This window comes from Amycolatopsis echigonensis, from assembly GCF_002846615.1.
Classification (GTDB): domain Bacteria; phylum Actinomycetota; class Actinomycetes; order Mycobacteriales; family Pseudonocardiaceae; genus Amycolatopsis; species Amycolatopsis echigonensis.
In genome coordinates, this window is sequence record NZ_PJMY01000003.1 from 4,200,195 (window position 1) to 4,214,663 (window position 14,469).

At 67.7% G+C, this 14,469-nt stretch carries 12 protein-coding genes and 1 tRNA gene; 10 read left to right on the forward strand and 3 right to left on the reverse strand.

Features of this window, described 5'->3' with window-relative positions; all coding sequences use genetic code 11:
• Window positions 1–4 precede the first annotated feature (4 nt).
• From ATK30_RS25080 to ATK30_RS25090, 3 genes are all read left to right on the forward strand, one after another.
• Complete coding sequence (locus tag ATK30_RS25080; protein WP_101437669.1) at window positions 5–1,030, forward strand: ABC transporter ATP-binding protein; 1,026 nt, start codon at window positions 5–7, stop codon at window positions 1,028–1,030.
• Window positions 1,023–2,021, forward strand: a complete 999-nt coding sequence (locus ATK30_RS25085) for an ABC transporter ATP-binding protein (protein ID WP_101437670.1) — start codon at window positions 1,023–1,025, stop codon at window positions 2,019–2,021. Before ATK30_RS25080 ends, ATK30_RS25085 begins: the two co-directional genes overlap by 8 nt.
• 82 nt (window positions 2,022–2,103) lie before the next feature.
• Window positions 2,104–3,819: a S8 family serine peptidase gene (locus ATK30_RS25090; protein WP_101437671.1), complete on the forward strand. Its 1,716-nt coding sequence runs from the start codon at window positions 2,104–2,106 to the stop codon at window positions 3,817–3,819.
• A 61-nt stretch (window positions 3,820–3,880) separates the two neighbouring features.
• Here the strand turns inward: ATK30_RS25090 and ATK30_RS25095 are convergent, their stop codons facing one another.
• Window positions 3,881–5,371 carry a S10 family peptidase gene (locus ATK30_RS25095; protein ID WP_101437672.1) on the reverse strand — a complete coding sequence of 497 codons (1,491 nt, stop codon included), beginning with the start codon at window positions 5,369–5,371 and terminating at the stop codon, window positions 3,881–3,883.
• 38 nt (window positions 5,372–5,409) lie between these two features.
• Between ATK30_RS25095 and ATK30_RS25100 the strand changes: the two genes are divergently transcribed.
• From ATK30_RS25100 to ATK30_RS25115, 4 genes are all read left to right on the forward strand, one after another.
• Window positions 5,410–6,093, forward strand: coding sequence for a uracil-DNA glycosylase (locus ATK30_RS25100; RefSeq protein WP_101437673.1), 684 nt, complete (start codon window positions 5,410–5,412; stop codon window positions 6,091–6,093).
• Between the two features lie 84 nt (window positions 6,094–6,177).
• Window positions 6,178–7,506 carry an NAD(P)/FAD-dependent oxidoreductase gene (locus ATK30_RS25105; RefSeq protein WP_037715647.1) on the forward strand — a complete coding sequence of 443 codons (1,329 nt, stop codon included), beginning with the start codon at window positions 6,178–6,180 and terminating at the stop codon, window positions 7,504–7,506.
• Window positions 7,507–7,590: 84 nt separating this feature from the next.
• Window positions 7,591–7,664: transfer RNA gene (locus ATK30_RS25110), tRNA-Leu, on the forward strand.
• 890 nt (window positions 7,665–8,554) lie between these two features.
• Entirely contained in the window at window positions 8,555–9,085 is a 531-nt protein-coding gene (locus tag ATK30_RS25115) for a hypothetical protein (RefSeq protein WP_101437674.1), read from the forward strand.
• 48 nt (window positions 9,086–9,133) lie between these two features.
• On the opposite strand, the gene ATK30_RS25120 is transcribed toward ATK30_RS25115, so the two are convergent.
• On the reverse strand, window positions 9,134–10,828 hold the full coding sequence (locus tag ATK30_RS25120) for a GMC oxidoreductase (protein WP_101437675.1): 1,695 nt from the start codon (window positions 10,826–10,828) through the stop codon (window positions 9,134–9,136).
• 120 nt (window positions 10,829–10,948) lie between these two features.
• Complete coding sequence (locus tag ATK30_RS25125) at window positions 10,949–12,190, reverse strand: PucR family transcriptional regulator (protein WP_244194718.1); 1,242 nt, start codon at window positions 12,188–12,190, stop codon at window positions 10,949–10,951.
• Between the two features lie 127 nt (window positions 12,191–12,317).
• On the opposite strand from ATK30_RS25125, the gene ATK30_RS25130 reads away from it, so the two are divergent.
• From ATK30_RS25130 to ATK30_RS25140, 3 genes are read left to right on the forward strand one after another with little or no spacing between them, the layout of a single operon-like run.
• Window positions 12,318–13,724 (forward strand): fatty acid desaturase, encoded by a 1,407-nt coding sequence (locus tag ATK30_RS25130; RefSeq protein WP_101441055.1) that lies wholly within the window; start codon window positions 12,318–12,320, stop codon window positions 13,722–13,724.
• A complete protein-coding gene (locus ATK30_RS25135) occupies window positions 13,721–13,912 on the forward strand; it encodes a ferredoxin (RefSeq protein ID WP_101437677.1) in 192 nt (63 codons plus the stop codon). Before ATK30_RS25130 ends, ATK30_RS25135 begins: the two co-directional genes overlap by 4 nt.
• Before the next feature lie 6 nt (window positions 13,913–13,918).
• Complete coding sequence (locus tag ATK30_RS25140) at window positions 13,919–14,461, forward strand: RNA polymerase sigma factor (protein ID WP_101437678.1); 543 nt, start codon at window positions 13,919–13,921, stop codon at window positions 14,459–14,461.
• The last annotated feature ends 8 nt before the right edge of the window (window positions 14,462–14,469 follow it).

The window sequence follows — 14,469 nt, forward strand, 5'->3', positions numbered from 1 at the left end:
CGCAATGTCCACAGTGTCCAGTTCACCTGGTCCGACGGCGGAGCACGAGCTGCTGCTCGAGGTCGAAGACCTGCACGTGGAGTTCCGCACTTCCGACGGAGTGGCCAGTGTGCTCAACGGCGTCGGGTACTCGGTGCACGCGGGAGAAACTCTCGCCGTGCTTGGCGAGTCGGGTTCCGGCAAGAGTGTCACCGCCCAGACCATCATGGGGATTCTCGACACTCCGCCAGGGGTGATTACCGGTGGCTCGATCCGTTATCGCGGCGAGGATCTGCTGACCGCGTCGGCGGACCGGCGGCGTCAGGTGCGTGGTGCGGAGATCGCGATGATCTTCCAGGACGCGCTTTCGGCGCTGAACCCGGTGTTCACCGTCGGGTTCCAGATCGAGGAGCAGCTGCGCGTCCGGCTGGGAATGTCCAAAAAGGACGCGCGCAAGCGGGCGATCGAACTGCTCGACCTGGTGCGCATCCCGGCGGCGGAACGGCGGGTGAAGGACTATCCGCACCAATTCTCCGGCGGAATGCGGCAGCGCGCGATGATCGCGATGTCCCTCGCGCTCGACCCGGACCTGCTCATCGCGGACGAGCCGACGACCGCGCTGGACGTGACCGTGCAGGCGCAGATCATGGACTTGCTCGCGGACATCCAGCGGGAACGGCGGATGGGGCTGGTCCTCATCACGCACGACCTCGGGGTGGTCGCGGAGGTCGCGGACCGGATCGCGGTGATGTATGCCGGACGGATCGTGGAGCAGGCCGACGTGCGAGAATTGTTCAGCTCGCCGGGCCATCCCTACACCGCCGCGCTGATGGATTCGCTGCCCCGACTGGACCTCAAAGGACAGACGCTGGAGACCATCAAGGGCTTGCCGCCGAGCCTGCTCGACATTCCTCCGGGATGCCCGTTCCACCCGCGCTGCAGGCGGGCCGAACAACGGTGCCGCGACGAGCGGCCGTCCTCGCACGCGCTCGGGTTCGGCCGGGTCAGTGCCTGTCACTTCGCCGAGGAGGTGGTGGAGAGCCGTGGGTGAGCCGATTCTCAGCGTGCGCGAGCTGGTCAAGCACTTCCCGGTGCGCACCGGCGTGTTGTTCAAGCGGACGATCGGGCAGGTGAAAGCCGTCGATGGCGTGTCCTTCGACCTGCAGCAGGGCGAAACGCTCGGCGTGGTCGGGGAATCCGGCTGCGGCAAGTCGACGCTCGCCCAGGTGCTGATGCGCCTGGAGGAGCCGACCAGCGGCAGCGCGACGTTCCAGGGCCGCGATTTGTTCCAGCTGCGCGGCGCGGAACTGCGGCGAATGCGCCGGGAAATCCAGATCGTCTTGCAGGATCCGTACACGTCACTGAATCCGCGGATGACCGTCGGCGACATCGTCGGCGAGCCGTTCGAGATCCACACCGAGGTCGCGCCTAAGGGTTCACGGGCGAAGAAGGTGCGGGAACTGCTGGAGGTGGTCGGGCTCAATCCCGAGCACGTGAACCGGTACCCGCACCAGTTCTCCGGCGGGCAGCGGCAGCGCATCGGCATCGCGCGGGCGCTGGCGCTGCGGCCCAAAGTGATCATCTGCGACGAGCCGGTGTCCGCTTTGGACGTCTCGATCCAGGCTCAGGTGATGAACCTGCTCGGGGAGCTGCAGGGCGAGTTCGGACTGTCCTATGTGTTCATCGCGCACGACCTGTCGGTGGTACGGCATCTGTCCACCCGGGTCGCGGTGATGTACCTGGGCAAGATCGTCGAAATCGGCACTGAGGACGAGATTTACGAGCGACCGTCTCATCCGTACACCCAGGCGCTGCTGTCCGCGGTGCCGGTGGCGGATCCGGCGGTGCGCGGGCAGCGGCAGGTGATCCGGCTGGAGGGCGACGTGCCGAGCCCGATCGATCCCCCGTCGGGTTGCCGGTTCCGGACTCGGTGCTGGAAGGCCGCGGACATCTGCGCGACCGAGGTGCCGAAGCTGGAACCACGGACGGACGGGCATCTGTCGGCTTGTCACTTCGCCGAGGTGAAGTCCGTGGTTCCGTAACGAGCGATTCCTCCGGTTTGCCGATTGCCGTGTGCAGTGTCCGTTATGTACGTTGCATTATCGGTTTTCCTGAGGAGGACTCGTGAAGAAACCAAGATTGCTCGCGTTGGCGCTCGCGGTGCCATTGTTCGGCGCGGTGTCCGGCGTCGCCGTCCCGGCGGCGTCGGCCCAACCGGCCGGGCCGGCAACGGAATTCAGCGTCCTGGCGCGGGACGGCCAGAGTGTCGCCGCGGCGCAACAGGCCGTACGCGACGCTGGCGGCACGATCGTCGCGACCAACACCGCGGTCGGGCTCATCACCGCCACCGCGCCCGCTTCTGGCTTCGCTGAGCGGGTTTCGGCCAACCGTGCGGTATTCGGGGCGGCGAAGGCGAAAGCGATCGGCAGCGCGCCGAAGGCGGGCAAGAAGGAGAAGCCGGACGCGGTCGAGAAGGAAGGCCGCGGCAGTGTGTCGGGCAAGGCCGCGGCGAACAAGGCGGCTGGCACCGACCCGCTGGACGACCAGCTCTGGGGGCTCAAGTCGACCCGCTCCGACCTGGCGCGCACGAAGCAGGCGGGCGACAAGCGGGTGAAGGTCGGCATCATCGACACCGGCGTCGACGGAAGCCATCCGGACATCGCGCCGAACTTCGACAAAGCCGATTCGCGCAACTTCACCAAGGACATCGTCGCGGACGTCAACGGCACCGTGGTCGACGGCCCGTGCGAATTCCGCGGCTGCGTCGACCCGGTGGACCACGACGACAACGGCCACGGCACGCACGTCGCCGGCACGATCGCCGCGGCTGCCAACGGTTTCGGCGTGTCCGGGGTGGCCCCGAACGTGACGTTGGTGAACGTTCGTGCCGGACAGGATTCGGGATACTTCTTCCTGCAGCCGACGGTCGACGCGCTGACCTATTCCGGCGACGCGGGAATCGACGTCGTCAACATGAGCTTCTACGTGGACCCGTGGCTCTACAACTGCCGTTCGAACCCGGCGGATTCAGCGGCGGAGCAAGCAGAACAGCGCACGATCATCGAAGCGACCACGCGGGCGTTGAACTACGCGCACCGCAAGGGCGTGACGATGGTGGTCGCGCTCGGCAACCAGCACGACGACCTGGCCGCGCCGCACGACGACGTCACGAGCCCGGACTATCCGGCCAACGGGACGCATCCGCGCAAGATCGACAATTCCTCGTGCTTCTCGCTGCCGGTCGAAGGCCCGCACACCATCGGTGTCGGCTCGTTCGGCCCGTCGCAGGCGAAGGCGGACTACTCCAATTACGGCACCGAGCAGATCTCCGTTTCCGCACCTGGCGGGTACTTCCGGGACGGTTATGGCACGCCTTGGTATCGGACGGTGGAGAACGAGATCCTGTCCGCGTATCCGCGCAACGTCGGTGTCGCGGAAGGAAACATCGACGCGGCGGGCAATCTGACCCCGGCTGGCGTCGCGCTCGGCATCCAGAAGGCTACGGCGGCGGACGGAAGGGTCGGCTATTACCAGTGGCTGCAGGGGACTTCGATGGCCACTCCGCATGCGACCGGTGTCGCGGCGCTGATCGTTTCCCAGTACGGCAAGAAGACGGGGCATTCGATCTCGATGGATCCGGACGCGGTGCAGCGAGTGCTGGAAGGCACGGCGGCGCCGACCGCGTGCCCGGTGCCGCGGACGGTCGATTACCTGAAGCAAGGCCGGGACGCTTCGTTCACGGCGACCTGCGTGGGTGACGCGTCGTTCAACGGGTTCTACGGACACGGTGCGGTGGACGCTTATTCCGCGGTGACGCGGGGCTCGGAGTTCCTGCGCTGAGCGCGGCGGTGGGGCGGGAGTTCCGCCCCACCGCCGTTGGTTTCAGTGGCGCACGACAAGGTCAGCGGTTGGACGCCTTCTTCACGAACTTGCCCAGGTCCTTCGACTGCTGCACGCGCGACGGTTCGTGCACGTACATCATGTGCCCGGCCGGGTAGTACGCCGTGTCGATGTTTTCCCGCAGCTCCTCCGGAATCTTCAGCTGCGCGAGCACGTACTCGGACGCGTAGTACGCCGTCGCACCGTCGTAATGCCCGAAGGCGACGTGGACCTGCAGGTGCGGGTTCGCCCGCATCGCCGCGCTCAAAGTGTCCACAACGGACACCGAGCGGCCCTCGAACTCCTTGTAGGACCAGGCCTTGAACACCTCGGTGGACAGAATCTCGTACGGCAGGTCGTTTTCGTACTCGAGCTCGGCGCGCACGTAGTGGTTGAACCCGGCCGAGTAAGCGCCGATGATCCGCGACACCGAGGGGTCGTCGCTCATGTGCTCGACGCCGCCGTCCGGTTCCCACGTGGTGAACCGGCCGTCCATCCGGCCGACGGTCTTGCCCTGGTCGCGCAGCAGTTCGGTGAAGAACCGGATGTGCTCGATCCGCAGGTTCACCCGGTCCACATAGGACTCACTGAGCCCGGTGAGCGACGCGAGCGTCTGCACTGCCTCAGTGCGGTCCTGCGTGGACAGGCGGGCACCACGGGAAAGCGCCCACGGCAGCTCCTTCGAGGCGAAGTCCTCGGCGTCGGCGAGCACGTCGTCGAGCGGACGGTCGCCGTGGAGACCGTGGTAGTGCGCGATCGCCGCGTACGTGGGCAGGAACAGCGAGTACGGCAGATCGTTGCCCTCGTGGAACCGCAGCGTGCCGAGGTCCAGAACGGACGAGATGAGCATCAAGCCGTTGAGGTACAGGCCGTAGCGCTCCTGCAGGTGCCCGGCCAGCGCGGCCGCGCGCAGCGTGCCGTACGACTCGCCGGCCAGGAACTTCGGCGACAGCCAGCGCTGGTTGCGCGAAACCCACAGCCGGATGATCTCCGCGATCGACTCGATGTCGCCCTGGAACCCGGTGTACGGCTGGGATTCGCCGCCCTCGGTCACCCGCGAGTAGCCGGTCTGGACCGGGTCGATGAACACCAGGTCGCTGTGCGCCAGCAGGCTTTCCGGGTTGTCCTCGAGCCCGTACGGCGGCGGCACCGGGTCGTTGACGTCGCCGGACAGCACCCGGCGCGGCCCGAGCAGGCCCATGTGCAGCCAGATGCTGGAGGAACCGGGGCCGCCGTTGAAGGCGAAGGTGACCGGTCGCGTGCCGGGGTCCGCGTCGTCGAGGGTGTAGGCGGTGAGGAAAACCTCGGCCTTGGCCTGGAGGCCCTCGGACTTGCCGTCCTTCTTGACCTCTTGGCGGAGCACGATCCGGCCGGTCTGGGCGGTGTAGGCGAGCTTGCGCCGCTTGACGGTGAGCGTGTGCTGCGTCGTCACGAGGTCGTCGACGGGCTCCGCCGCCTTGGTCTCCTCGTCTTTGGTCTTCTCGGCGGTCTCGTCCGCGGTGGTGTCGGCCATGGCCCCAACCTATCTCGTGACCCGGTTAGATTGGCGCAATGCGCACGTTCGCCGACCTCGACGCTTCCCTGGTCGAATGCCGCGCATGCCCTCGGCTGGTTGAGTGGCGCGAGAGCGTGGCCGGGACGAAGGCCGCGTTCGCCGGGGAGCGGTATTGGGCGCGGCCGGTGCCCGGCTTCGGCGCGGAGGACGCCGCGCTGGCCGTCGTCGGGCTCGCGCCGTCCGCGCACGGGGCCAACCGCACCGGGCGGATGTTCACCGGAGATCCGTCGGGCGACTTCCTTTTCCGTGTGCTGTACGAGGTCGGTCTCGCGTCCCAGCCGGTCTCCGCGGCCATCGGCGACGGCCTCACGCTGCGCGGCACCCGGCTCGTCTCGCCGGTCCGCTGCGCGCCGCCGGAGAACCGGCCGACCCCCGCCGAACGGGACACCTGCCGGCACTGGCTGGCCGAGGAACTGGACCTGCTGCGGCCGACCCTGCGCGCGATCGTCGTGCTCGGCGCGTTCGGCTGGCAGGCGCTGCTGCCGGTGCTGTCCGCCGCGGGCTGGCCGGTGCCGAAACCGCGTCCGGCCTTCGCGCACGGGGCCCGGATGCGGTTGCGCGACCTCGCGGTTTTCGGCTGTTACCACGTGTCGCCGCGCAATGTCCAGACCGGCCGTGTGACGCAGCCCATGGTGGTGAGCGCATTCACCGCCGCGGCCTCGGCGGCCGGGCTCATCTGAATCGTGACAACCTGCGTGGCGATGCTGGTCACAGCGGGGTGGGGTACCCGAGCGGAGCCGCTCGCGAAGTGCGACTATAGGTACATGGCTGCTGCGAAGTCGGAACCGACTCGGATCCTCGTCCTCGGTGGTGGATACGTCGGCCTGTACACCGCGTACGGGCTTCAGAAGATGCTGCGCGCCAACGAGGCCTCCGTGACCGTCGTTGACCCGCAGCCGCACATGACCTATGCCCCGTTCCTGCCCGAGGCGGCGGCCGGCGCGATCGAGCCGCGGCACGTGGTCGTGCCGCTGCGCCGCGTGCTGAAGCGCTGCCACGTGCTGACCGCGCGGGTCACGAAGATCGAGAACGAGCGCAAGTCCGTCACGGTCGAGGCCGCCGACGGCCACATCGAGACGCTGAACTACGACGTGCTCGTGGTCGCGCTCGGCGCCGTCGCGCGGATCCTGCCGATCCCCGGCCTCGCCGAGGAGGGCATCGCCTTCAAGACCATCGGCGAAGCGATCTACCTGCGCAACCACATCATGACCAAGCTGGACGAGGCCGCCAGCACGCTCGACCCCGAGCTGCGCAAGCGCCTGCTCACGTTCACCGTGGTCGGCGGCGGGTTCGCGGGCATCGAGGCGCTGGCCGAACTCGAGGACATGACCCGCTTCGCGGTCGAGAACTACTACCCGAACATCAAGCCGGCGGACATCCGCTGGGTGATGGTCGAGGCGGCCGGGCGGATCCTGCCCGAGGTGCGCGAGACGCTGGGCGTGTACACGGTGCAGCAGCTGGAGAAGCGCGGCATCGAAGTCTACTTGTCGACCGCGGCGAAGTCGTTCGAAAACGGCCACGTCGTGCTCTCGGACGGCACCGAGTTCGACACCGACACGATCATCTGGACCGCCGGCGTGAAGGCCAACCCGGTCCTCGCCAGCTCGGACCTGCCGCTCGACAAGCGCGGCCGCGTCGAGGCCACCGCCGCGATGCAGGTCGTGGGCCACCCGGACGTCTGGACCGCGGGCGACAACGCGGCCATCCCGGACCTCTCGCGCACCGAACAGGACCCGACGGCGACCTGCCCGCCGAACGCCCAGCACGCGGTCCGCCAGGCCCGCCTGCTGGCGAAGAACATCATCAAGGTGATCCGCGGCGGACAGCCGAAGGACTACTACCACAAGAACCTGGGCGCGGTCGCGAGCCTCGGCCTGCACAAGGGCGTGGCGGACGCGCTGAACCTGAAGATCAAGGGCTTCCCGGCGTGGCTCTTCCACCGCGCCTACCACCTCAAGGCGATGCCGACGTGGAACCGCAAGATCCGCATCCTGTTCGACTGGATGCTCGGCGGGCTGTTCCGGCGTGAGGTCATCTCGCTGGGCCAGATCAACAACCCGAAGGAAGAGTTCAACCGGGCCAGCAAGGGCTGAGTTCTCCCGAGCTTGACGAAGCCGGGCCGTCGTGGGGTGGCCCGGCTTTGTCGTGTGCTGGGGCGGGTTCGCTAGGGTGGGTGGGCCCCCGTAGCCCAATTGGCAGAGGCAGTCGACTTAAAATCGACGCAGTGCGGGTTCGAACCCCGTCGGGGGCACTCCAAGGCGGGGAGCGGGAGGCGCTCCGCTCATGGCAGCCTCCTTGTACTCATCATCTTGTTTGCGCTGGTTGAGGCGCTTGAGTTACACCGATCCCATCCGGACCGTGTGCCTGGTTGAACGTCGCCTGTCTGCCGGGCTGGCTTGGAAACCGCACAGACAAGCTAGGCGTCGGGGCCGGACCGGATCTACCCTTCCCGGGAGAGGCTCGCGCGGGCGGCTCCTGCACATAGGTTCAGGTGACCAACATGGACGACGATATCGCTTATCGCGCCCGCGGCGGGACTAGTCTGCCCGCGGAGTCAGGAGGCGTCACCGTCACCTACCCGCTCGCCGTTCTTGAGGCAGATGGGGCGGGAGTCGGAGTCGGTTTGAGCCCGCGCTGGCTCGCGGCCGTTCCTCGGTTCTTTTGCGGTGGTCGTCAGTCGAAGAGCGAATACCTCTGGAGCAGGCGGTGGGATGAAATACGGCAGGTCAAAATCGCGCAGCGGAGCATCGTATTCATACCGGAGCACGGTGGCCGATGCTGGTTTGTCACGCCGACTGGGCACGGAATCCGGCCGTTGGTCGATATGCTGCGGGGAACAGAAATACGGTGTGAAGAGGTCCGGACGACGATACGTGACGCGTTTATGGACTAGTGCGGTCCTCCTTGCGGCATCGTGGACGGCACCGCCACGGTGCCTGGGATCACCGATCGTGTCGAGATCCCATTGCCCGTCTGGAAATGGCCGTGTCGTTCGAACTTCACGCCCCTCCGCGAAATTCAGTCGACGTTTCACATCATTGCCAGCAGAAAGCATGGCCACGGCAGGCGTCGGCGCAGCCGTAACGTCGCACCAATAGGCCGCGACTTCTCGGCAGAGGGCGAAAAGCAGCGGAGGTCCCCATGGCGACCCGGAACACTGAGCGGGCAACCCAGCGGACGTTGTGGTTCATCGGGGTGTCTGACTCCCTGCTGATTGCCCTCGGTCTGTTGTCGACGGCGACCTACCACATCGGCGGCCATGCCTTCAGCCTGCATCTCGGCGGCCTGGGCGGGGCGTTGGCGATCGTCGCGGTGATCAACTTCTTGGGCTTCTACTGGTTCTACCGGGAGCTGCGCGACGCGATCGCCGCAGCCGTCGTGCTGACCTACATCATTTTGCTGGCCTGCATGTTCAATACCAGCGTCCAGGACGCGTTTGACCACTCAGCGCTCGGGAGCAGCATGTTGACCAGCCTCACGACGCTGACCGCCACCGTCGGCGCGTTCTACTTCGTCGGCAAGAGCTACGAGCGAGCATCTGAGATCAAGGCTCCCGCTCCGGCGATGACGTCCGGCGACGGCTCTGCGGCCCCAGAATTCAGCAACGGCTCCCGGCCGTCCGGTTTGACCAATGGGTCTGTGACGGACGACGCGAGCGATATACGGCGGTGAATTTCTGGGGCTCGCGCTATCTCTCGCGTCGTACTGCCCGTCGTGCGCTTAGGAAATCAGAGCGCCGGGAGCACCAGCCGGGACCGCAGCGTGGCGTGGGGGCACCGGGTCAAGGCGTTTGTACGGTGCGCCGAGCGGTGGTCGGGGGTCGGCGTCACCTCGGTTGGGCCACAGGGACATCGCGCGTTCGGCTTGGGCGGTGATTGTCAGGGAGGGGTTGACGCCCAGGTTCGCCGAGATCGCTGAACCGTCGACGACGTGGAGGCCGGGGTGGCCGTGGACTCGGTGGTAGGGGTCTAGGACACCGTCTGCCGGGTCGTCGGAAATGGCGCAGCCGCCGATGAAATGGGCGGTCATCGGGATGTTCAGGATCTCTCCGGTGGTGCCGCCGGCGATGCCGTCGATCTTCTCCGCGACGCGGCGGGCGGCGTCGTTTCCGGCGGGGATCCAGGTGGGGTTCGGTTCGCCGTGGCCGGGGGCGGAGGTCAGTTTGTGCCGTCCGGTGCGGGTGCGTTTGCCGCTGACGGTGATGGAATTGTCGAGGGTTTGCATGACCAGCAGGATGATGGTGCGTTCGGACCAGCGGCGCGGCGAGAACCAGGTGACGTTGCGCGGATTCCGGGCGAACGCGGTCAGCCAGGTCAGCCAGCGCGGAACAGCCTTGCCGCCGTCGGTGAGTGCGGTTTGCAGCAGCGACATCGCGTTGCTGCCCTTGCCGTAGCGGCACGGTTCGATGTGCGTGTGCTCGTCCGGGTGGATCGACGACGTGATCGCGACGCCGCGGGTGAAGTCGACGTCCTTGCGTTTCGATTTCGCGCCGAGGATGGATTCCGAGTTCGTCCGGGTCAGGCGGCCGAGGCTGGCGGAAATTCGGGGCAGCGAGCCGGTTTCGCGAGCTCGGTGGAGCAGCTTCTGCGTGTTGTAGGTGCCAGCGCTGAAGATGACGTCGCGGGCGAAGAAGGTGCGCACGTTTTTGCGGCGGCGCGGTGACTTTCCCGTGCGGACCGCGGTGACGAGGTAGCCGCCGTCCGCTGGGCGTACGTCGAGCACTGTGGTCATCGGAATGACGTTCGCGCCGCGTTTTTCGGCCAGGTAAAGGTAATTGCGGTCCAGTGTGTTTTTGGCGCCGACGCGGCAGCCGGTCATGCAGGACCCGCATTCGGTGCAGGTTCGGCGTGCTGGCCCGGCACCGCCGAAGAACGGGTCTGAGACGACGGTTCCGGCGGGAGTGTCTTTGTCGCCAAAGAAGACACCGACTGGGGTGAGCCGGAAGGATGAGCCAACGCCCAGGTCGTCGGCGACTTCGCGGAGCACCTGGTCGGCGGCGGTGACGGTGGGGTTTTGGGTGACGCCGAGCATCCGGCGGGCCTGGTCGTAGTGCGGTTTCAGTTCGGCCTGCCAGTCGGTGACGTGCGCCCACTGGGGGTCTTCGAAGAATGGCGCGGGCGGTTCGTACAGGGTGTTGGCGTAGTTGAGGGAACCGCCGCCCACACCTGCGCCGCCGAGGATGACGACGTCGCGGAGCAGGTGGATGCGCTGGATTCCGTAGCAGCCGAGCCGCGGCGCCCAGAGGAAATTCCGGACGTCCCAGGAGGTTTTCGGCAGTGTCTCTTCGGTCCGGCGCGGACCGGCTTCCAGCACGGTGACGCGATAGTCCTTTTCGGACAGCCGCAAAGCGCTCACGGAACCGCCGAAACCGGAGCCGATCACGAGGACGTCGGTCTCTTCACGGGTGTCGTTCATCGTTGTCCTCACAGGCGTCAGCGCGGTGGCGACCCCGAAGTCTTCTCGCCCAGGCCGGACCCGCGCATCGGTCTGCGGAACGGGACCGCGGGACTCGACTGGTCCCGTGGCACAAAACCCTCAGTCCACCGGCCGGAGCACCGCCGGGCCCAGCAATCGGCAGGCCAGCAGAGCGACCTCGACGTCGATCCGTCCCTCGGACAGCGGGCGGCCGCGTTCCTGCTCGGCCTTGCGGAGGCGGTACTGGATGGTGTTCTTGTGCAGGTGCAGCTCTTGCGCGGCGACCATCAGGCTGCTCCCGCTGGACAGGTACGCCCACACCGTCTCGCGCATCCGCTGGTGTCCCTCGTCGTTGTCGGCCAGCGCGCCGAGCACCGACTGGACCCAGCCCGCGACCGCCGAGGGATCGGCCGCGACCAGCGCCAACGGCCCGAGCTGCGCCGCCGCGGTGACTGGCCTCGGTCGCGTCCGCTCGGTCATCTGCGCCACGGCTTCGGCTTGGCGGGCCTGCTGGTGGGTGGTGCGGAACCCGGCCAGGCCGCTCGCCGGGTCGCCCAGCGCGACGCGCACCGGCTCCGGTGAGCTGGCGAGCGCGGAGGACACCGCGTCGAGGTCGAGCGTCGCGGTCGGGAACCAGGCCCACACGGTCGAGGCGTCCGGGGCCACGACCAGCGGAATGGCGCCGAGCGCGTTCGCGAGCAGGGCCGCATGCCGTTCGAGGGTCGTCAGGCGGGCGCTTTCGTCCAGTTCAGGGCCGCACCACAGCACCGCGCCGACGTGCCGCTCCGACAGCGCGTAGCCGAGGGTCTTCTCGACGTCGGCGCTGTCGACGGGCTTGCCGGACAGCGCGGCCTGCACCTTCGCGAGCCGGGCGGCGTTGCGGTGGCGCAGCCAGGTGTCACGTTCCAGCTGGTAGGCCTCGACGACCTCCTCGGAGATCTTGTCGATGTAGGTGAAGGCGACCTGCGACAGCTCGGTGGCGGCGACCGCGACGTCCGCGGCCTCCACCGGCTCGGCGGCGATCCGGGCGATCATCTCCTGCTGGAAGGCCGCCTGGCCGAGGCGGTACGCGCGCAGCATCGCGGTGATCGGCACCCGGCGCTGGGCCAGCCGCCGCGCGAACTCCAGCGCGACTGGCGGAGCCCCGACGTCGACCGGCTCCGTCGAGCCGCCCAGCACGCCCAGCGCGGCGACCAGGTTCTCCCGGACCGTGCTGTCCAGCAGCTCAGCAGCCTGCGCGTCAGGCGCGAGCGAAGGCAGCTCGGCGGAGACCTCCTCGACGATCCGCGCGCGGAGCAGCGCGAGCTCGGCCAGGACCGAGTCCGCGACCTTGGCCAGTGTGGCGGCAGCCGTCGACGTCACAGGCAGCACCGTACGCCGGGTTCGTGCCCGAGACCCAACGCAGCCGGTCGTTTCGGTTTCGCGCACAGTGACCGGCCGCACGCGGATTCCTACCTTCAGGAAAACGACAGACCGCGTGGAGGCCGCCATGAAGGAATACCGCCTCGCCGGGCCGAACGGCGAGACTGCCTGGCACGACCGGAAGCGGCAGCTGTGGCTGCTCGGGCTCGTCGTGCCGCTGCTGCCGTTCGGCGCGATCGGGTTGCACGCCGCGACCGGATCCGACGCCGCGCTGTGGCTCGGACCGCTCGTCGTCCTGGTCCTCGTGCCGCTCATCGACCTCGTCGCCGGGTACGACCACACCAATCCGCCGGACGAGGTGATGGAGGCGCTGGAGGAGGACCGCTACTACCGCTGGATCACCTATCTGTTCCTCCCGCTGCAATACGCCGGTTTCGTAGCGGGAGCGTGGATGCTCGCGCGCGGCGATCTTTCCGCGGGCGGCAAAATCGGCCTGGCGATCACACTGGGCACGGTCGCCGGCATCGCGATCAACACCGCGCACGAACTCGGCCACAAACGGGAAAGCACCGAGCGCTGGGCCGCGAAAATCGCGCTGGCGCAGTGTTTTTACGGCCATTTCTACATTGAACACAACCGCGGGCATCACGTCCGGGTTGCCACTCCGGAGGACCCGGCGTCGAGCCGCTTGGGCGAGAGTTTCTACCGGTTCTGGCCGCGGACGGTCCTCGGTTCGCTGCGCAGCGCCTGGGGAGTCGAGCGGAAACGCTATGCCCGCAAGGGAAGTCACCCGTTCCGCCTCGGCAACGACGTGCTCAACGCGTGGCTGATGAGCGTGGTGCTGTGGGGCGGGCTGCTTGCCTGGCTGGGTGTCGGGATCCTGCCGTATCTGGTGGTACAGGCCGTTTTCGGCTTCTCGCTGCTGGAGATCGTGAACTACCTGGAGCACTACGGGATGCTGCGCAAACAGGTCACTAACGGCGCGAAGACCCGGTACGAGCGGGTCACTCCGGCGCATTCCTGGAACTCCAACAATGTCGCGACGAATGTGCTGCTGTACCACCTGCAGCGGCACAGCGATCACCACGCCAATCCGACGCGCCGGTTCCAGACTCTGCGCGACTTCAAGGAAAGCCCGGTTCTGCCGACCGGCTACACCGGGATGATGGTCGTCGCGCTGGTCCCGGCGTGGTTCCGGAAGGTGATGGATCCGCGGGTCTACCGGCATTTCGACGGCGATATCCGCCAGGCGAACGTCCAGCCGGGCAAACTGCCTTCGCTGCTGAAGAAGTACCCGGTCCTCGCTGCTGCCGCAGAGAAACCCGCCGTGGATGCCCGGCCGAAGCTGGCCGACGACGTGGACGCCGCGCGGTGCCCCGGCTGCGGCTACGTCTACCGCGTCGCGGAGGGCAACGAGCTGGAGGGCTTCGCCGCCGGGACGCCCTGGTCGGAGATCCCGGACGACTGGACCTGCCCCGATTGCGGCGTGCGCGACAAGGTCGATTTCGTGCCGGTGGTTCGGGAGGCGGCATGAAGATCGTCGCGGACCACGGCACATGTGAAGGCCTCGGTATGTGCGAGGCGATGGCCGACCAGTTCTTCGAGGTCGGGGAGGACGGCGTGGTGCGGGTCCTCGACGAAACCCCGCCGGAGGCAGAGCGGGAGTTCGTCGACGCGGCGGTGCGCGCGTGTCCGGTCGCCGCGCTGCGGCTACAGGATTGAGGCCCGGTGGAGACGGAGCTGCTGGGGCGGGCGCGGTCCGGCGACCAGGCCGCGTTCGCCGTCCTCTACCAGGAACACGCGGCACCGGTCTTCCGCTACCTGCGGATGCGGCTGCCCACCGCGACGGTCGCCGAGGACCTGACGAGCGAGGCGTTCCTGCGCGCGTGGCGGAAACTGCCGGACTTCCGCCCGGACGTCGGCTCGTTCACCGGCTGGCTGTACACGATCGCCGACAACCTGCTGCGCGACCACCGCAAATCAGCCCGCTACCGGCGTGAACTCCTCGACGGGAAAGACCACGACGGACCGGACATCCGGGGCGGAGCCGATCGGCTCGCGCTGGCCCGCATCGAAGCGGCGGCGCTGCGCCGGTGCCTGGCCGACCTCAGCGAACCGCAGCGCGAGTGCGTGCGGCTGCGGTTTTTCGCCGGACTGTCCGTCGCCGAGGTCGCGGAAACGATGAACAAGAACCCCAACAGCATCCGGGCGCTGCAGCACCGTGCCGTGCGCACGCTCGCGACGCTGCTGGCCGAGACCGAAAAGGCGTGACTGTGCAC